The sequence below is a fragment of the Pseudomonas sp. RT6P73 genome, from assembly GCF_054897715.1.
Genome location: NZ_JBUBUV010000002.1, coordinates 2,916,165 through 2,933,327, shown reverse-complemented (window position 1 = coordinate 2,933,327; position 17,163 = coordinate 2,916,165). Strand labels below are relative to the sequence as shown.

The 17,163-nt window shown below is 59.9% G+C and carries 16 protein-coding genes; 8 read left to right on the top strand and 8 right to left on the bottom strand.

The features are described 5' to 3' along the window. Window position 1: 1 nt before the first annotated feature. The 4 genes from ACYZT6_RS13920 to gloB all read right to left on the bottom strand — a co-directional run bounded on the left by ACYZT6_RS13920 (window position 2) and on the right by gloB (window position 6,295). Window positions 2-1,843 carry an extracellular solute-binding protein gene (locus ACYZT6_RS13920; RefSeq protein WP_462027388.1) on the bottom strand — a complete coding sequence of 614 codons (1,842 nt, stop codon included), beginning with the start codon at window positions 1,841-1,843 and terminating at the stop codon, window positions 2-4. Further along, the gene (locus ACYZT6_RS13915; protein ID WP_462027387.1) at window positions 1,840-3,672 is read right to left on the bottom strand and encodes an extracellular solute-binding protein; all 1,833 of its coding nucleotides are present in this window, start codon (window positions 3,670-3,672) and stop codon (window positions 1,840-1,842) included. The genes ACYZT6_RS13920 and ACYZT6_RS13915 overlap by 4 nt, the downstream gene beginning before the upstream one ends. A 298-nt stretch (window positions 3,673-3,970) precedes the next feature. Beyond that, complete coding sequence (locus ACYZT6_RS13910) at window positions 3,971-5,428, bottom strand: transglycosylase SLT domain-containing protein (RefSeq protein WP_462027386.1); 1,458 nt, start codon at window positions 5,426-5,428, stop codon at window positions 3,971-3,973. A 99-nt stretch (window positions 5,429-5,527) separates the two neighbouring features. Beyond that, window positions 5,528-6,295 carry a hydroxyacylglutathione hydrolase gene (gene gloB / locus ACYZT6_RS13905; RefSeq protein WP_462027385.1) on the bottom strand — a complete coding sequence of 256 codons (768 nt, stop codon included), beginning with the start codon at window positions 6,293-6,295 and terminating at the stop codon, window positions 5,528-5,530. 65 nt (window positions 6,296-6,360) lie between these two features. On the opposite strand from gloB, the gene ACYZT6_RS13900 reads away from it, so the two are divergent. Then, the gene (locus ACYZT6_RS13900) at window positions 6,361-7,119 is read left to right on the top strand and encodes a class I SAM-dependent methyltransferase (RefSeq protein ID WP_131062911.1); all 759 of its coding nucleotides are present in this window, start codon (window positions 6,361-6,363) and stop codon (window positions 7,117-7,119) included. A gap of 90 nt (window positions 7,120-7,209) precedes the next feature. Beyond that, window positions 7,210-7,662, top strand: a complete 453-nt coding sequence (rnhA, locus tag ACYZT6_RS13895; protein ID WP_008028618.1) for a ribonuclease HI — start codon at window positions 7,210-7,212, stop codon at window positions 7,660-7,662. Between the two features lie 111 nt (window positions 7,663-7,773). On the opposite strand, the gene ACYZT6_RS13890 is transcribed toward rnhA, so the two are convergent. Then, complete coding sequence (locus ACYZT6_RS13890) at window positions 7,774-8,076, bottom strand: DUF2388 domain-containing protein (protein ID WP_462027384.1); 303 nt, start codon at window positions 8,074-8,076, stop codon at window positions 7,774-7,776. A gap of 187 nt (window positions 8,077-8,263) precedes the next feature. On the opposite strand from ACYZT6_RS13890, the gene dnaQ reads away from it, so the two are divergent. The 3 genes from dnaQ to ACYZT6_RS13875 all read left to right on the top strand — a co-directional run bounded on the left by dnaQ (window position 8,264) and on the right by ACYZT6_RS13875 (window position 12,248). After that, on the top strand, window positions 8,264-9,022 hold the full coding sequence (gene dnaQ, locus ACYZT6_RS13885; protein WP_010459800.1) for a DNA polymerase III subunit epsilon: 759 nt from the start codon (window positions 8,264-8,266) through the stop codon (window positions 9,020-9,022). A 341-nt stretch (window positions 9,023-9,363) separates the two neighbouring features. Then, the gene (locus ACYZT6_RS13880) at window positions 9,364-11,619 is read left to right on the top strand and encodes an Orn/Lys/Arg family decarboxylase (RefSeq protein WP_462027383.1); all 2,256 of its coding nucleotides are present in this window, start codon (window positions 9,364-9,366) and stop codon (window positions 11,617-11,619) included. Between the two features lie 14 nt (window positions 11,620-11,633). Next, entirely contained in the window at window positions 11,634-12,248 is a 615-nt protein-coding gene (locus ACYZT6_RS13875) for a GNAT family N-acetyltransferase (protein ID WP_462027382.1), read from the top strand. Here the strand turns inward: ACYZT6_RS13875 and ACYZT6_RS13870 are convergent. Further along, window positions 12,214-13,107, bottom strand: coding sequence for a LysR substrate-binding domain-containing protein (locus ACYZT6_RS13870; RefSeq protein ID WP_462027381.1), 894 nt, complete (start codon window positions 13,105-13,107; stop codon window positions 12,214-12,216). The two genes, ACYZT6_RS13875 and ACYZT6_RS13870, sit on opposite strands and share 35 nt — an antisense overlap. An 88-nt stretch (window positions 13,108-13,195) precedes the next feature. Further along, window positions 13,196-13,456, bottom strand: a complete 261-nt coding sequence (locus tag ACYZT6_RS13865) for a hypothetical protein (RefSeq protein WP_094467661.1) — start codon at window positions 13,454-13,456, stop codon at window positions 13,196-13,198. 174 nt (window positions 13,457-13,630) lie between these two features. Between ACYZT6_RS13865 and ACYZT6_RS13860 the strand changes: the two genes are divergently transcribed. From ACYZT6_RS13860 to ACYZT6_RS13850, 3 genes are all read left to right on the top strand, one after another. Next, window positions 13,631-14,191, top strand: a complete 561-nt coding sequence (locus ACYZT6_RS13860) for an NADPH-dependent FMN reductase (protein WP_462027380.1) — start codon at window positions 13,631-13,633, stop codon at window positions 14,189-14,191. A gap of 246 nt (window positions 14,192-14,437) precedes the next feature. Beyond that, window positions 14,438-14,785, top strand: a complete 348-nt coding sequence (locus ACYZT6_RS13855; protein ID WP_462027379.1) for a metalloregulator ArsR/SmtB family transcription factor — start codon at window positions 14,438-14,440, stop codon at window positions 14,783-14,785. A gap of 31 nt (window positions 14,786-14,816) precedes the next feature. Continuing rightward, entirely contained in the window at window positions 14,817-16,100 is a 1,284-nt protein-coding gene (locus tag ACYZT6_RS13850) for an arsenic transporter (RefSeq protein ID WP_462027378.1), read from the top strand. 105 nt (window positions 16,101-16,205) lie between these two features. Here ACYZT6_RS13850 and ACYZT6_RS13845 read toward each other — a convergent pair whose 3' ends face one another. Then, entirely contained in the window at window positions 16,206-17,156 is a 951-nt protein-coding gene (locus tag ACYZT6_RS13845; protein WP_462027377.1) for a DUF1853 family protein, read from the bottom strand. Window positions 17,157-17,163: the final 7 nt, after the last annotated feature.

Here is a 17,163-nt window from a genome sequence, read left to right as displayed (position 1 = left end):
ATTACTCCGTGCCCGCAGGGTCGGCTTGCAGTTTGGTTTCGACTTCTATTGCCGGTGTCGCGTCAGGTTTGACCCACCAGGTGTTCGTGCCGATGTCGTACTTGGGAGAGACTTTCGGGTGACCGATGTGGTTCCAGTACGCCACGCGCCAGGTTTTGATGTGCCAGTTGGGGATCACGTAATAGCCCCATTGCAGCACGCGGTCCAGTGCCCGGGCGTGGGCGACCAGGCTTTTGCGCGAATCGGCGTTGATCAGTTGCTCGACCAGTTGATCGACCACCGGATCCTTGAGGCCCATGGAGTTGCGACTACCGGGTTTGTCGGATGCGGCAGACATCCAGAATTCACGCTGTTCGTTCCCCGGCGAGTTGGACTGCGGGAAGCTGCCGACGATCATGTCGAAGTCCCGTGAACGCACGCGGTTGATGTATTGCGAGACATCGACCCGGCGGATCACAAGGTCAATGCCCAGGTCGCTGAGGTTGCGCTTGAACGGCAGCAGCACTCGTTCGAATTCGGTCTGGGCCAGCAGGAATTCGATATTCACCGGTTTGCCGGTGGCGTCGACCATCTTGTCGTCGACGATCCGCCAGCCGGCTTCCTGCAACAGCTGATAAGCCTTGCGCTGCTGCGTGCGGATCATGCCGCTGGCGTCGGTCACCGGGTTCTGGAAGGCCTCGGTGAACACCTGTTCGGGAATCTTGCCGCGGAATGGATCGAGGATCGCCAGTTGATCGGCGTCGGGCAGGCCGGTCGCGGCCATTTCCGAGTTTTCGAAGAAACTGCGGGTACGCACATAGGCGCCGTTGAACAGTTGCTTGTTGGTCCATTCAAAGTCCAGCAACAACGTCAGCGCCTGGCGCACGCGCACGTCCTGGAACACCGGGCGGCGCAGGTTGAACACAAAGCCCTGCATGCCGGTCGGGTTACCGTTGGGGATCTGTTCCTTGTTCAATCGGCCTTCGGTGACCGCCGGGATGTTGTAGGCGTTGGCCCAGTTCTTCGCGCTCATCTCCAGCCAGAAATCGAACTGACCGGCCTTGAGGGCTTCCAGCGCCACGGTGTTGTCGCGGTAGTAATCGGTGGTCATCACGTCGAAATTGTAGAAGCCACGGTTGGCCGGCAGGTCCTTGCCCCAGTAATCCTTGACACGCTCATAGCGGATCGAGCGCCCGGCCTTCACTTCGGTGACCTTGTAGGGGCCGCTGCCCAAGGGGATTTCAAGGTTGCCCTTGTTGAAATCGCGGTTCGCCCACCAATGCTTCGGCAACACCGGCAACTGGCCGAGGATCAGCGGCAGTTCGCGGTTGTTGGTGTGCTTGAACTTGAACAGCACGGTGAGAGGGTTTTCGGCGACCGCTTCCTCGACATCGCTGTAGTAACCACGATAGAGCGGGGCGCCGTCCGTGGTCAGCATCTGGAAGCTGAACACCACGTCTTCGGCGCGGATCGGATGACCGTCGTGGAAGCGCGCTTCAGGACGCAGGTAGAAACGCACCCAACTGTTGTCCGGGGCTTTCTCGATCTTGCCGGCGACCAGCCCGTATTCGGTGAAGGGTTCGTCCAGACCCTGTTTGGCCAGGGTGTCGTAGATCATGCCGATGTCGTCGGCCGGCACGCCTTTGCTGATGAACGGATTGAGGCTGTCGAAGCCGCCGAACCCGGCCTGGCGAAAGATCCCTCCCTTGGGCGCGTCAGGGTTCACGTAGTCGAAATGTTTGAAGTCGGCCGGGTATTTCGGCGGCTCGTTGTACAGGGTCACGGCATGTTGCGGGGCGGCGCAGGCCAGCCCGGCGAACAGCAGACCGCTGGCCTGCGACAGCAGGGCGCGTACAGGTTTCATCGATCTTTCTCCGAAGACTTCAGCCACCACGCGGAGAGGCCCAGGGTGTAGGGCGGCGTAGTAACAAAGGCGAACCGGTTGCGGTAGGCCAGGCGGTGATAATTGAGGTACCAGTTGGGAATGATGTAGTGCTGCCACAGCAATACCCGATCCAGGGCTTTGCCGGCGGCGACTTGCTCATCGCGGGTTTGCGCGGCGAGTAGTTGTTCGAGCAAGTGATCGACCACCGGGTTGGTGATGCCGGCGTAGTTTTTACTGCCTTTGACCCCGACCTGGCTGGAATGAAAATACTGCCATTGCTCCAGACCCGGGCTGAGGGTCTGGTTTTGAGTCATCAGGATCATGTCGAAATCGAACTGATCGAGGCGCTGTTTGTACTGGGCGCGGTCGACGGTGCGCAGCCGCGCGTCGATGCCAATGCTGGCGAGGTTCTCGACGTAAGGCTGAAGTATGCGCTCCAGGTTCGGGTTGACCAGCAGGATCTCGAGCTTGAGTGGCTGGCCTTTGGCGTTCTCGAGCCGTTGACCATTGAGCTTCCAGCCGGCCTCGGCGAGTAGCGCCAGAGCTTTTCGCATGGTTTCCCGGGGAATGCCGCGTCCATCGGTCTTGGGCAGGCTGAACGGTTCGGTGAAGAGCTTGGCGGGCAACTGCTCGCGATACGGCTTGAGCATCAGCCATTCGTGCCCGACCGGTAGGCCCGTCGCGGAGAACTCGCTGTTGGGGTAGTAACTCATGGCGCGTTTGTAAGCGCCGCTGAACAGGGTGCGGTTGGTCCACTCGAAGTCGAACATCAGCCCCAGCGCTTCACGGACTTTGGTCTCGGAGAAGGTCGGGCGCCGGCTGTTCATGAACAGGCCTTGGGTCTGGGTCGGGATCTGGTGCGCAATCTGTGCCTTGATCACGTCGCCGCGGCGCACTGCCGGGAAGTTGTAGCCGTTGTCCCAGTTCTTCGCCTGGTGTTCGATGTAGATGTCGAATTCGCCGGCCTTGAAGGCTTCGAAGGCCACATCGCTGTCGCGGTAGAACTCGACTTCCATGCGGTCGACGTTGTATTTGCCGCGATTGACTGGCAGGTCCTTGCCCCAGTAATCCTTGACCCGTTCGAAAATGATCTGACGTCCAGGCGTTACCGACGTGATGCGGTACGGCCCGCTGCCCAGGGGCGGTTCAAAAGTGGTGGCCTTGAAATCACGACCTTTCCAGTAATGCTGCGGCAGCACCGGCAACTCGCCCAGGCGCAGGATCTGCAACGGATTACCGGCGCGCTTGAAGACGAATCGAATGCGCTGCGGGTTGAGGATGTCCACACGCAACACTTCCTGAAGGTTGGTGCGGTATTGCGGATGACCTTCCTTGAGCAGCAAACGGTAGGAAAACGCCACGTCGTAGGCGGTGATCGGCGTGCCATCGTGGAACCGTGCTTCAGGGCGCAGGTTGAACACGACCCAGCTGCGGTCTTCGCTGTATTCCACCGATTGGGCGATCAGGCCATAACTGGAGGTCGGCTCATCGCCGGACGGCGCGTATTGGCCGGTGCCGACCATTAACGGTTCGTTGAGCTCGTTGATCCCGTACTGCAGGAAATTGGGGGTGGAAACCGGGCTTGAACCCTTGAACGTGTACGGATTGAGCGTATCGAAGGTGCCAAACGCCATCACCCGCAAGGTACCGCCCTTGGGCGCTTGCGGGTTGACCCAGTCGAAGTGGGTAAATCTGGCCGGGTACTTGAGCGTGCCGAACTGCGCATAACCGTGGCTTTCGCTGATCGTCGCGCTTGCGGGGGAGCTCAAGGCCAGGCTGATCAGCAGTAGGAGGAGGGGACGCTTCAAGTCAGAGATCCGATCCAGGCGGCTTGGGCTTTGTGGACCGTACAGTAACAGCTTGTATCGACAGGAAAAAGACACTGGCTTAATGCGTTGTTAATTACACATGCGGCCCCTGTAGCAGCTGGCGAAGCCTGCGTTCGGCTGCGCAGCAGTCGTGAATTCAGACGGCGCGGTGTTTCAGTAAAACCGCATTCTCTGGTTTTACGACTGCTGCGCAGCCGAACGCAGGCTTCGCCAGCTGCTACAGGGATTTGAGCAAGACTTTTGGGCAAAAAAAACCCCTGAAATCAGGGGCTCGTTTTTAGCGTGGCGAAGACACCGTCAGCATCTGCCCAGGCTTCAACGCCTGACCGACACGCGGGTTCCAGCGCTTGAGGTGTTGCATCTCGACATTGAAGCGCTTGGCAACCATGTACAACGAGTCACCTTGCTTGACCTTGTATTGGGTCTGCGGCTTTTCCTTGGACGCCTTGCTGTTTGCCTTGCTGTTCGCCGCCACGACGGTGTTGACGCGACCGCCGCTGCTGCGCTTGTTGGTGTCCTGCATCACCAGGGTCTGGCCGACCTTGAGGTTCTTGCCGGTCATCTTGTTCCAGCGCTGCAGGTCCTTGACGTCGACCTTGTTGGCCTTGGCGATGGCGGCCAGGTTGTCGCCGCGTTTCACGCGGTAGGCACGTTTGAGGCTGGCGATTTCGGATTCATCAGCACCTTCGAAGACCGGCTTGAGCGACTTCTTGCTGATCAACTCTTCAGGACGCATGGTCGAGAGGCTGGCGGTCAGCAATTGCGCCTTGGACGTTGGCACCAGCAAATGCTGGGGGCCGTCGATGGTTGTGCGCTGTTTGAAGGCCGGGTTCAGCTGGAACAGTTCGTCTTCGTCGATGTTGGCCACCGCGGCAACCTTGGACAGGTCCATGCGCTGGTTGATTTCGACGACCTGGAAGTACGGTTCGTTGGCGATCGGGTTGAGATTCACGCCGTAGGCTTCGGGGGCCAGCACGACCTGGGACAAGGCCAGCAACTTCGGCACGTAGGCCTGGGTTTCGGCGGGCAGCGGCAGGTTCCAGTAGTCGGTCGGGAGTCCAAGCTTTTCGTTGCGTTCGATGGCGCGGCTAACCGTGCCTTCGCCCGCGTTGTAGGCCGCCAGGGCCAGCAACCAGTCACCGTTGAACATGTCGTGCAGGCGGGTCAGGTAATCCATGGCTGCGGTGGTCGAGGCGGTGATGTCGCGACGGCCATCATAAAAACGGGTCTGACGCAGGTTGAAGTAACGCCCGGTGGAGGGGATGAATTGCCACAAGCCAACCGCGTTGGCCCGGGAATAGGCCATCGGGTTGTAGGCGCTTTCAATCACCGGCAACAGCGCCAGTTCCAGCGGCATGTTACGTTCTTCAAGGCGTTCGACGATGTAATGAATGTAGAGGCTGCCGCGTTCGCCGGCGTTTTCGAGGAAGGACGGGTTACTGGCGAACCACAGGCGCTGTTGCTCGATGCGCGGGTTGACGCCCAGGCTGTCCTGCAACTGGAAACCCTGGCGCATGCGCTCCCAGACATCTTGTGGAATTTGCGGCGTCGGCTTTTCGCTGAGCCAGATAGGTTTCTGCTTGGCGCGAGCGGCGATATTCGGCGTGTGTGTCGCTTCGGTCTGCGGCACATGGCTGGAACAGCCCGCCAGAGTGGCGGACACAGCCACCGCTATGGCTTGAGCCAAGCGGGTCAATGCGTCTGAATTGATGACTTTACGAATAGATGACGACATTGGCTGGAAGTAAGTTCCGGGCAAAAATGTCGGGCGATTCTAGAAAGCGTACCCCTTGCGGTCAACCATTCAGAATTTTTGTACCAATGGGCCGGCTACTTAGAACTTATCTTTCCAAGCCCGAAGAGCAGCAACGACCGCACTCGGAGCCCGGTTTTGGGTTCCATTCCGTTCGTCCACTTTTTCTTTAACGGATGTTTCGTCGACACGCAAAAACGGGTTGGTCTGCTTTTCAAGCGCCAGAGTAGAGGGCAGCGTCATGATTCCGGCTGCACGTTGCGCGGTGACTTTTTCCAGACGTGCGGCAGTGTCCGGGTTGCCCGGCTCGACCGCCGCGGCGAACTTCAGGTTGCTCAGGGTGTATTCGTGGGTGCAGTAGACCAGCGTATCTTCAGGCAGGGCAGCGAGGCGGCTCAGCGAGGTGTGCATCTGCTCTGGCGTGCCTTCGAACAAGCGCCCGCAACCGGCGGCGAAGAGGGTATCGCCGCAGAACAGCAGGCCGTGATGGTAATAGGCAATATGTCCCAGGGTATGTCCGGGAACGGCGAAGACATCGAAGTCCCAGCCCAGCACGCTGACGCGGTCGTTGTCCTTGAGCGCCATATCCCGCATCGGGATGGTTTCGCTGGCCGGGCCGTAGACTTTCGCGTCCGTCGCTTTTTTCAGCTGCACGACGCCGCCGACATGATCATGATGGTGATGAGTGATCAGGATATCGCTCAATACCCAACCCGGATGCGCTGCCAGCCAGGCTTGCACGGGCGCAGCATCACCCGGATCGACCACGGCGCAGCGCTGGGTGTTGTGGTCTTGTAACAACCAGATGTAGTTGTCGGTGAAGGCGGGCAGGGCACTGATCTGTATCATCGTCGGATTCGCCAAGCGGAAAACAATGGCGCATCTTAGAACTTCCTGGCGCGTTGGAGAATGCAATGACCGATAAAGCGTTCGCTCAGGCCGATCCTGACTGGCTGGCATTGATCAGCGCAGCCCGTGAATGGCTGTCCGGCCCCATCGGGCAATTTCTGCTGGACGAAGAACGACGCATGCTCGAAGACGAGCTGGGCCGCTTCTTCGGTGGCTACCTGGTGCATTACGGTCCGTCGGCCCAGACACCGCCGTCGGCCCCACAAGTGCAGCGCAATGTGCGGCTCGGTGCGCCATTGCCGGGTGTCGAGATCGTCTGCGAAGAGCAGGCCTGGCCGTTGAGCGAGCACGCCGCTGATGTGGTGGTGATGCAGCACGGCCTCGATTTCTGCCTGTCGCCCCACGGTTTGCTGCGTGAAGCCGCGAGCAGCGTGCGGCCCGGCGGGCACTTGCTGATCATCGGGATCAATCCCTGGAGCAGCTGGGGTTTGCGCCATGTGTTCGCCCACGACGGCTTGCGCAAGGCGCGCTGCATCTCGCCGTCGCGGGTCGGCGACTGGCTGAATCTACTGGGCTTTGCGCTGGAGAAACGCCGCTTCGGGTGCTATCGTCCGCCGCTTGCGTCACCCGCCTGGCAGGCTCGTTTGGCCGGCTGGGAGCGCAAGGCCGGTGACTGGCAACTGTCGGGTGGTGGCTTCTATTTATTAGTGGCGCGCAAGATCGTTGTTGGCTTGCGGCCGGTTCGTCAGGAACGTCGCGAACCGATGGGCAAGCTGATTCCGCTGCCGATGGCCAAGGTCAATCGTCGCAATATCGAGCCGTAACACATTCTTTATTTCCCGGCCGGGTCGCCCCGGCCTCGGGCATCGTCGGTCACTGATCGGCGAGCCACCGCATTTTCTGGATAGATTGGCATGAGCGATAGCGTAGAACTCTTCACTGACGGCGCCTGCAAAGGCAACCCTGGCCCTGGCGGCTGGGGCGCGTTGCTGGTGTGCAAAGGCGTGGAAAAGGAGCTGTGGGGCGGCGAAGCCAATACCACCAACAACCGCATGGAGCTGATGGGCGCGATCCGTGGCCTGGAAGAACTCAAGCGTTCCTGCGACGTGCTGCTGGTGACCGACTCCCAGTACGTGATGAAGGGCATCAACGAGTGGATGGATAACTGGAAGAAGCGCGGCTGGAAAACGGCAGCGAAGGAACCGGTGAAGAACGCTGATTTGTGGAAGCTGCTGGACGAGCAGGTCAACCGCCACAACGTCACCTGGAAATGGGTGCGCGGGCACATCGGCCACCACGGCAACGAACGGGCCGACCAACTGGCCAACCGTGGCGTGGATGAAGTGCGCGGGTACAAGCAGGCTTGATGATTCCACCGATCCCTGTGGGAGCGAGGCTTGCCCGCGAAGAAGGCGCCGCGGTGTGACAGAGTGACCGCGTTATCGTTCTTCGCGAGCAAGCTTCGCTCCTACAGGGCGTCACAGCATCAAGATTGCGGTGGCCAGTTGCTGGTCGGAATACTGATCATTGACCACCCCGCGAATCCGCATAAACGCCGCCTCGATCCGTGCCCCGCGAATCGCCCCCTCGCTCGCCACAAACGCTGCCGCATCATCCTTCGCCGCCAGCACAATCTTGTCGTCGCTGAATGACCCGCTCGTGCCTTTGCTCGAGCTCAGCGTCAAACTAACCGTCACGTCAGTACTGATCACCAAACTGGTGGCATGGGCGCCCGTACCCCACAAACAGGTACTTAATAATAGAAATCGTGCGGTCTTCATGGCGGATGCTATCCCTTGGAAACAAGCGCCGCACGCTAACAACCCGTTCTGTTCCAGACTTTATGAACATTGCTAATGATTGTTAAAAACTGCATGAGCGTCGGTCACCTGGCTGCGCGCGCCGGATCCCGCGAGCGTGTTAACATCGCCGCTTTTGCACGATTGACCCGTTGAGAGCTGAGCACTGATGGCCACCAGATCCGTTGTACTCGATACCGAAACCACCGGCATGCCGGTGACCGACGGCCACCGGATTATCGAAATCGGTTGTGTCGAGTTGATCGGTCGGCGCCTGACGGGCCGGCATTTCCATGTTTACCTGCAACCGGATCGCGAGAGTGACGAAGGCGCCATCGGCGTCCACGGCATCACCAACGAATTCCTCGTGGGCAAACCGCGTTTCACTGAAGTGGCCGATGAGTTTTTCGAATTCATCAAGGGCGCGCAGCTGATCATCCATAACGCGGCGTTCGACGTTGGCTTCATCAACAACGAATTCGCCCTGATGGGCCAGCACGATCGTGCGGACATCACGCAACACTGCTCGATCCTCGACACCCTGATGATGGCCCGGGAACGTCACCCGGGTCAGCGCAACAGCCTCGATGCGTTGTGCAAACGTTATGGCGTCGACAACTCGGGCCGTGAACTCCACGGCGCCTTGCTCGACTCCGAGATCCTCGCCGACGTTTACCTGACCATGACCGGCGGCCAGACCAGCCTGTCGCTGGCCGGTAATGCGTCGGATGGCAACGGTTCCGGCGAAGGCGCGGACAACTCCGCCACCGAAATCCGCCGCTTGCCAGCCGATCGCCAGCCGACCCGGATCATCCCCGCCAGCGAAGATGACCTGGCCCGGCACGTGGCGCGCCTGGAAGCCATCGCCAAGTCTGCCGGCGCTCCATCACTGTGGCAGCAACTGGTCGAGGCCAAGGCGCAGGCCTGATCTGTCATGGCCTGAACCGGCACACGTGGCCTGTTGTAGCAGCTGCCGAGCTGCGCGAGGCTGCGTTCGGCGACGAAGTCGTCGTGAAATCAGCCCCCGCGATATGCCAGGAAAACCGCGTTAGCAGGGTTCACGACGACTTCGTCGCCGGACGCAGCCTCGCGGAGCTCGGCAGCTGCTACAAAGTGTCCAATGTCTCTGTTTCGGATCAAGTTTGATGGCCACATGATGGTGCACTCATTGACCCGCTTCGGGGCATCGACGCTCGCCACATCCGCTTCAACCCTCTACCCTGAGCATATTGGCAGGCCTCGGTCTGCAGCCTCAGGACACTGAGCCTCATGTATAAAGATTTGAAATTCCCGGTCCTGATCGTCCACCGCGACATCAAGGCCGACACCGTCGCCGGCGATCGCGTGCGTGGCATCGCCCGGGAGCTGGAGCAGGAAGGCTTCAGCATTGTTTCGGCGGTGGATTACACCGAAGGGCGGCTGGTTGCTTCGACCCATCACGGCCTCTCCTGCATGTTGATTGCCGCTGAAGACGCCAGCGCCCATTCGCACTTGTTACACAATATGGCTGAGCTGATCGGCCTGGCGCGGGTGCGTGCGCCGGACTTGCCGATCTTCGCGCTGGGCGAACAAGTAACGCTGGAAAACGCTCCGGCCGATGCCATGGCCGAGCTCAATCAGCTGCGCGGCATTCTCTATCTGTTCGAAGACACCGTGCCCTTCCTCGCCCGGCAAGTGGCCCGGGCGGCCCGCAAATACCTTGATGGTTTGCTCCCGCCCTTTTTCAAGGCGCTGGTGCAACACACCGCCGACTCCAATTATTCCTGGCACACCCCCGGACATGGCGGCGGCGTGGCGTATCACAAGAGTCCGGTCGGCCAGGCCTTTCACCAGTTTTTTGGGGAAAACACACTGCGTTCGGACCTGTCAGTATCGGTGCCGGAATTGGGCTCCTTGCTCGATCACACAGGCCCGCTGGCCGAGGCGGAAGCCAGGGCGGCGCGCAATTTCGGCGCCGACCACACCTTTTTCGTGATCAATGGCACCTCGACCGCCAACAAAATCGTCTGGCATTCGATGGTCGCTCGCGACGACCTGGTGCTGGTGGACCGCAACTGCCACAAGTCGGTGCTGCACTCGATCATCATGACCGGTGCGATTCCGCTGTACCTGTGCCCGGAGCGTAATGAACTGGGGATAATCGGTCCGATTCCGCTGAGCGAATTCAGCCGCGAGTCGATTCAGGCCAAGATCGACGCCAGCCCGCTGACCCAGGGCCGTGAGCCCAAGGTCAAGTTGGCCGTGGTGACCAATTCGACCTACGACGGCCTGTGCTACAACGCCGAACTGATCAAGCAGAACCTGGGCAACAGCGTCGAGGTCCTGCATTTCGACGAGGCCTGGTATGCCTATGCGGCGTTCCACGAGTTTTTCGCCGGCCGTTACGGCATGGGCACGTCCCGTACTGAAGACAGCCCGCTGGTGTTCACCACGCATTCCACGCACAAACTGTTGGCCGCATTCAGCCAGGCCTCGATGATTCACGTCCAGGATGGCGGTGCACGACAACTGGACCGCGACCGCTTCAATGAAGCGTTCATGATGCACATCTCGACATCGCCGCAGTACAGCATCATCGCGTCGCTGGACGTCGCATCGGCGATGATGGAAGGCCCGGCCGGGCGATCGCTGTTGCAGGAGATGTTCGACGAGGCGCTGAGCTTTCGCCGGGCCCTGGCCAATTTGCGTCAGCACATCGCTGCGGATGACTGGTGGTTTTCCATCTGGCAGCCGCCCTCGGTGGAAGGCATCGACCGTGTTGTCACCGAAGACTGGCTGCTGCAGCCCGACGCCGACTGGCATGGTTTTGGTGGTGTGACCGACGATTACGTGTTGCTCGACCCGATCAAGGTCACCCTGGTCATGCCCGGCCTGACGGCGGGTGGTGCACTGAGCGAGCGCGGGATTCCGGCGGCGGTGGTCAGCAAGTTTCTGTGGGAGCGAGGGCTGGTGGTCGAGAAGACCGGCCTGTATTCATTCCTGGTGCTGTTCTCGATGGGCATCACCAAGGGCAAGTGGAGCACGCTGCTGACCGAGTTGCTGGAGTTCAAGCGCAGTTACGACGCCAATGTCAGTCTGGCTACGTGCCTGCCGTGCGTGGCGCAACAGAACGTCGCGCGTTATCAAGGCATGGGGTTGCGGGATTTGTGCGATCAGTTGCACGCCTGTTATCGCAGCAATGCCACGGCCAAACACCTCAAGCGCATGTACACCGTGCTGCCGGAAATCGCCATGAAACCGGCTGACGCCTATGATCATTTGGTGCGTGGTGAAGTAGAGGCGGTGTCGATCGATGCCCTGGAGGGGCGAATTGCCGCGGTGATGCTGGTGCCGTATCCGCCAGGCATCCCGTTGATCATGCCGGGTGAGCGGTTCACCGAGTCGACCCGGTCGATCATCGATTACCTGTCATTTGCTCGCACGTTCGACAGCAGTTTCCCCGGGTTTGTCGCTGATGTGCACGGACTGCAAAACGAAGACGAGGGCAATGGACGGCTTTACACCGTTGATTGCATCAAGGAATGAGGACCTTTCCGAGTATGCAACCGATCATGAATCCCAAATACCCAGGCCTCTCGGTGCGTGTCGCCGACGAGGGTTTCGCGCCTTATATCTGGGGTAGCGACTTCAGTTTTGAAGTCGCGGCCTATGGCGCAGCCGAAATCGGCAAACCGGTGGAGCAGTGGCCGGTAACGCCGATCACCCCTTATCGAAAGTGCTACGGCATTGATCCCGAAGAGTTCAGCAGTTTCCGCGATGCCGCCGACAGTGCGGTGTTCATGGCGTATCTCGATGACGAACCTGTCGGCCATCTGGTGGTCAGCACCAATTGGAACGGCTTTGCCCATATCGACGAGTTGGCCGTGCATGCGCCGGCGCGCCGGCACGGTGTGGCAAAGGCGTTGCTGGACGTGGCCCAGTTCTGGAGTCGCAAGAAGAAACTGCCGGGCATCATGCTCGAAACCCAGAACAACAATCTGGGTGCCTGTCGACTGTATGAGCGCTGTGGTTTCGTGATTGGCGGGATCGATCATCTGCGTTATCGCGGCATCGACCCGAACACCGCCGAAGTGGCGCTGTTCTGGTATCGCTTGTTCGATAATCCGCTGGAAAACCCGCTCAGCTCGACAACATCGCCGCGGCTTGTTCCGTGATGATCTCCAGCAGCACCTGAACGGCTGGCATTGGCTCGCCGGTCTTCAGGGTCAGGGCATACAGGCTGATCGGCACCGCAGGCGCCAACGGGCAAGCATCCAGACCGCTCGACTTGGCACCGAGAGCGGTAAACGGGTCGACGATCGCCAGGCCTTCGCCGGCCTCGACCATGCTGCGCATCATCTGATGAGTCTGCACCCGGGTTTGGATGACCGGGGCAGGGCGCAAGGCATGCAGTTTGTTGTCGAGCGCCGGGCTCAATGGGTCATGACCTTCCAGGCCAACCATCGATTGGCCGGCCAGATCCTGCAACGATATGTACTTCTGTTTGGGTTGAAGCCAGCCATGGGGCGCCAATAGCTGGAGTTTGCCTTGGGCAATCACCTGGCAATCAATGTCGGCATGGTCGGGATCATGCAGGCTCAGTCCCAGATCGCTTTCACGCAGCAGCAGGCTTCTGACGATCTCGCGGGTGGGTTGGCTCAGCAGGGTGCAAGGCGCATCGGGAAGGCGTCGGCGCAGGGCCGCGATGCTGTGGGGCAACAACTGTTGGGCCAGCGGCGGGGTGCAGATGATGCGTAGCGGGTGTGCCTGATATTGCTTGAGGCTGCTGGCCATTCGCTGGACCGGCTCAAGTGCGTCATAGACGTGGGCGATTTCAACCTGTAGTTCCCGCGCCTCGCGTGTTGCCTGCAGACGTCCACGCACGCTGGAAAACAGCATGAATCCCAACTGATCCTCGGCGTCGCGCAAAATGCCTTCGACCTCGGCCACCGGCAACTGCAGCCATTCGGCGGCGGTGCCCAGGTGACCGGTCTGCAAGAGCGCGTGGATCACTTCGATATGACGTAAACGCATGCGTGAAGTCCATGTTCAGCAGGTGAGGGAGTCAGTGACTGAATCCTAACTCAAGTGCGCGCATATGACTTCTGCTCATAACGCGGGGTTATGAGGCTGTGGTGATTTCCGGCCGGCTGCCGACGTAGGTGTCGGGCTCGCGCACGATGGTGATGTTCGATTGCACCAGCAGAAACTGGTTGTCGTCGAGCTTGTTGACGCGATCGCCAATGGCCAGTTTGTAGGTGGTCACAGGCGCCGAGCCAGTGAGGCCGTCATGCGAGGGGGTGGATTCCTGGAACTCATGCACGGAATAAACGCGGCCTTCCGCGTCTCTTGCATGAAACTGACCGACGAGTACTGCTGCCATCTGCTTAGAACCTCTGGAGATAAATCACTCAATTTGCGGTTCTGTAGACCGTGCTTGGGCGAGGTAAGTTTTCTTACAGGAAAAAAATAGTCAGGGGCGGCGAATTCTGCAGCCCACTGGGTGATTCGTCATCTATAACTACAAGTCTTTCCATCGAACAGTCGAGAATCTTCCATGAGCAACGTCTACACGATCGCCGTACTGGTCGGCAGCTTGAGAAAGGAATCGATCAACCGCAAGGTGGCGCTTGCCCTGGCCGACCTGGCGCCTGCCAATCTCAAGCTCACTATCGTCGAAATTGGCGATCTGCCGCTGTACAACGAAGACATCGATGGAACTTCACCGCCGGCAGCCTACAGCACTTTCCGACAACAAGTGAGCTCATCCGACGCAGTGCTGTTCGTCACCCCTGAATACAACCGCTCGGTGCCGGCGCCGCTGAAGAATGCGATCGACGTGGGATCGCGCCCGTATGGCAAGAGCGCATGGAGCGGCAAGCCAGGAGCGGTGATCAGCGTTTCACCGGGCGCTGTCGGCGGGTTTGGGGCCAACCATCATTTGCGCCAGTCCATGGTGTTTCTGGATGTGCCGTGCATGCAGCAACCGGAAGCCTATCTGAGTGGTGCCGGTTCGGCGTTCGATGAGGCGGGCAAATTGTCCGAGTCGGTGAGGCCGTTCTTGCAAAAGTTTATCGATGCTTATGGCAAGTGGGTCGAACAGCACAAAAAGGAGTGACTGGAAATCTCCTGTAGCAGCTGTCGAGCAGCGCGAGGCAGCGTTCGGCGACGAAGTCGTCGTAAACCCTGCGAGCGCGGTTTTCCTGACGCACCGCAGGGTCTGATTTCACGACGACTACGTCGCCGAACGCAGCCTCGCGCTGCTCGGCAGCTGCTACAGAAGCGGGGCAACCAAGTCTTTGCTTTACTGCATATTCGAAATTCCATATATTCACGCCTCGTTTGTCCAGAGGCGTGTCCCTTCATGTCCAGCTCTCGCAGTCCCGTCGATATTTTCAAGGCCCTGGCCGATGACACTCGCAGTCGTATCGCCCTGTTGATCGCCCGGGAAGGCGAGTTGTGCGTGTGTGAGTTGACGGCCGGGCTGGACCTCAGCCAGCCAAAGATCTCCCGCCATCTGGCGCAGTTGCGCAGCAATGGCCTGCTGGCGGACCGCCGTCAGGGGCAGTGGGTTTTTTATCGCCTGCACCCGCAATTGTCGCCGTGGGTCATCACGCTGTTGCAGGGCGCACTGGCCGATCACGCTGAGTGGCTGGCTACGGATGTCGACCGTTTGCAGGCAATGGCTGATCGCCCGGTACGCTGCTGCTAATCCCCCGATTTTTCTTTGAAGGCTGCTCTGCATGCTCATCGCGTCGCTGATTTTTCTGTTGACTATCACCCTGGTGATCTGGCAACCCAAAGGCCTGGGAGTGGGCTGGAGTGCGGTATTCGGCGCCGTGCTGGCGCTGATTTTCGGGGTGGTGCACCTGGGTGACATCCCGATTGTGTGGCAGATCATCTGGAACGCCACCGGCACCTTTGTGGCGTTGATCATCATCAGTCTGCTGCTGGACGAGGCGGGGTTCTTTGCCTGGGCGGCCTTGCACGTGGCCCGTTGGGGGCGGGGCAGCGGGCGCAAACTCTTTGCTTATATGGTGCTGCTCGGCGCGCTGGTGTCGGCACTGTTCGCCAATGACGGCGCGGCGCTGATTCTGACGCCGATAGTGATTTCCATGCTGCTGGCGTTGCGCTTTTCCCCGGCCGCCACCCTGGCGTTCGTGATGGGCGCCGGTTTCATCGCCGACACCGCTAGCCTGCCGTTGGTGGTGTCGAACCTGGTGAACATCGTTTCGGCGGACTTCTTCAATATCACCTTCAACCGTTATGCGGCGGTGATGATTCCGGTCAACTTCGTCAGTGTCGCCGCCACGCTGGCGATGCTGATGTGGTTTTTCCGTCGTGACATTCCCAAGGATTACGACCCCGAACAACTGGAACTTCCGTCGACCGCGATCCATGACAAGACCACGTTTTATGCCGGTTGGGTGGTGCTGGTGATTCTTCTGCTCGGCTGCTTTGCCCTTGAACCGCTGGGCATTCCGATCAGCGCCATTTCCGCCGTGTGCGCGGCGTTGCTGCTGGCCATCGCCGCCCGTGGCCACAAGATTTCCACGCGCAAGGTGATTAAAGAAGCACCGTGGCAGATCGTGATTTTCTCGCTGGGCATGTATCTGGTGGTGTATGGCCTGCGCAATGCCGGGCTTACCGGGTATCTAGCCGGTTGGCTGGACGGGTTTGCGAATTACGGCGTTTGGGGCGCGGCCATGGGCACGGGCGTGCTGACGGCGCTGTTGTCGTCGATGATGAACAACATGCCGACAGTGTTGATTGGTTTGCTGTCGATCGATGCAAGCCAGGCCACAGGGGCAGTGAAGGAGGCGATGATTTATGCCAACGTTATTGGCAGCGATCTGGGGCCGAAAATTACCCCGATCGGTAGCCTGGCGACGTTGCTGTGGTTGCATGTGCTGCAGCGCAAGAATATTCAGATTGGCTGGGGGTATTACTTCAAGGTCGGGATTGTGTTGACGGTGCCGGTTTTGTTGGTGACTTTGGCGGCTTTGGCGTTGCGGTTGTCCATTTAGACGGAGGTGGCCCTTTCGCGGGCAAGCCTCGCTCCTACAGGGTGTAGGGTGCTTTTGTAGGAGCGAGGCTTGCCCGCGAAGGGGCCAGTCCAGACACTACAAATCTCAACCGCTACCCGGCACATTCGGCCAAAGATCCGCCACCAGAAACAACCGCTCCGCTTCCTCCCAATCCCCCTCCGCATTCTCGATCAGCCTCACCATCAGCTGCGCCGGGGCCAATGGCTCCAGGTCACTGAGCCATGCCTCCAGCTGCTCGGTATTCCAGGTCTGCTCCCCCGGATAATGCGCCGGCGCTAGCCAGGCATGGCGGGGCAGGGGTTGCCAGCGGCCGAGCGGGCGCTGCAGGACAAAATCCGCCCAGTCCTTCTGATGCAGCCAGCTGCCGCGCAAATGCTGCGGGTGCGCGCCGTTGGGGGGTTCGGCTTGTCCTGGCCATGGATACAACAGATAACCGCCCAGCCACAGATGCGCGCTGAACTGTTGGATATCCAGCGCCGCCAGCACCTCGCGGCTTTCTGGTCGGGCGGAAATCGGTAACTGATGTTGCGTCAGGTGCGCCAGTTTGCGGTCCAGTCGATCGTGGCAACCCGGCCCGAGCCACTGCGCCGTGTCGTGCCCGTCACCCTTCTGCGGGCCCAGATAAAGTTTGATTGCCAGTTCCAGGTGATGCACGCCATCGCGGTCGCGCAGCAACATGTCGAGCTCACCCAGCGTGTGGCCTTCGCGGCGAATCGGCATGTTGGCGGCAATCAACTCGATACCCGGGGCATGGCGCACGGCATATTGCCACAGCCGTTCGTAATACAAACCCAATCGCCGGGTCCTGGCCTGTGCCAGCCAGTGCAGCAAGTCATAACTGTCATGATCGAGTTGCCTCAGCCACTGTTCCAGCTGCTCCGGTGCCTGCACCCAGTCGCTGCCGGCCAGCGGATGGCGTTGCGGCCACGGGGTGATGTCGAGCATCGGCGGCGCGAGGATGACCCAAGCCAAGTCGCGCACTTCGGGGTGGCGCAACTGGTGGGGTAACTGGAGCAAATCGGGAAATAGGATCATCTTGCGA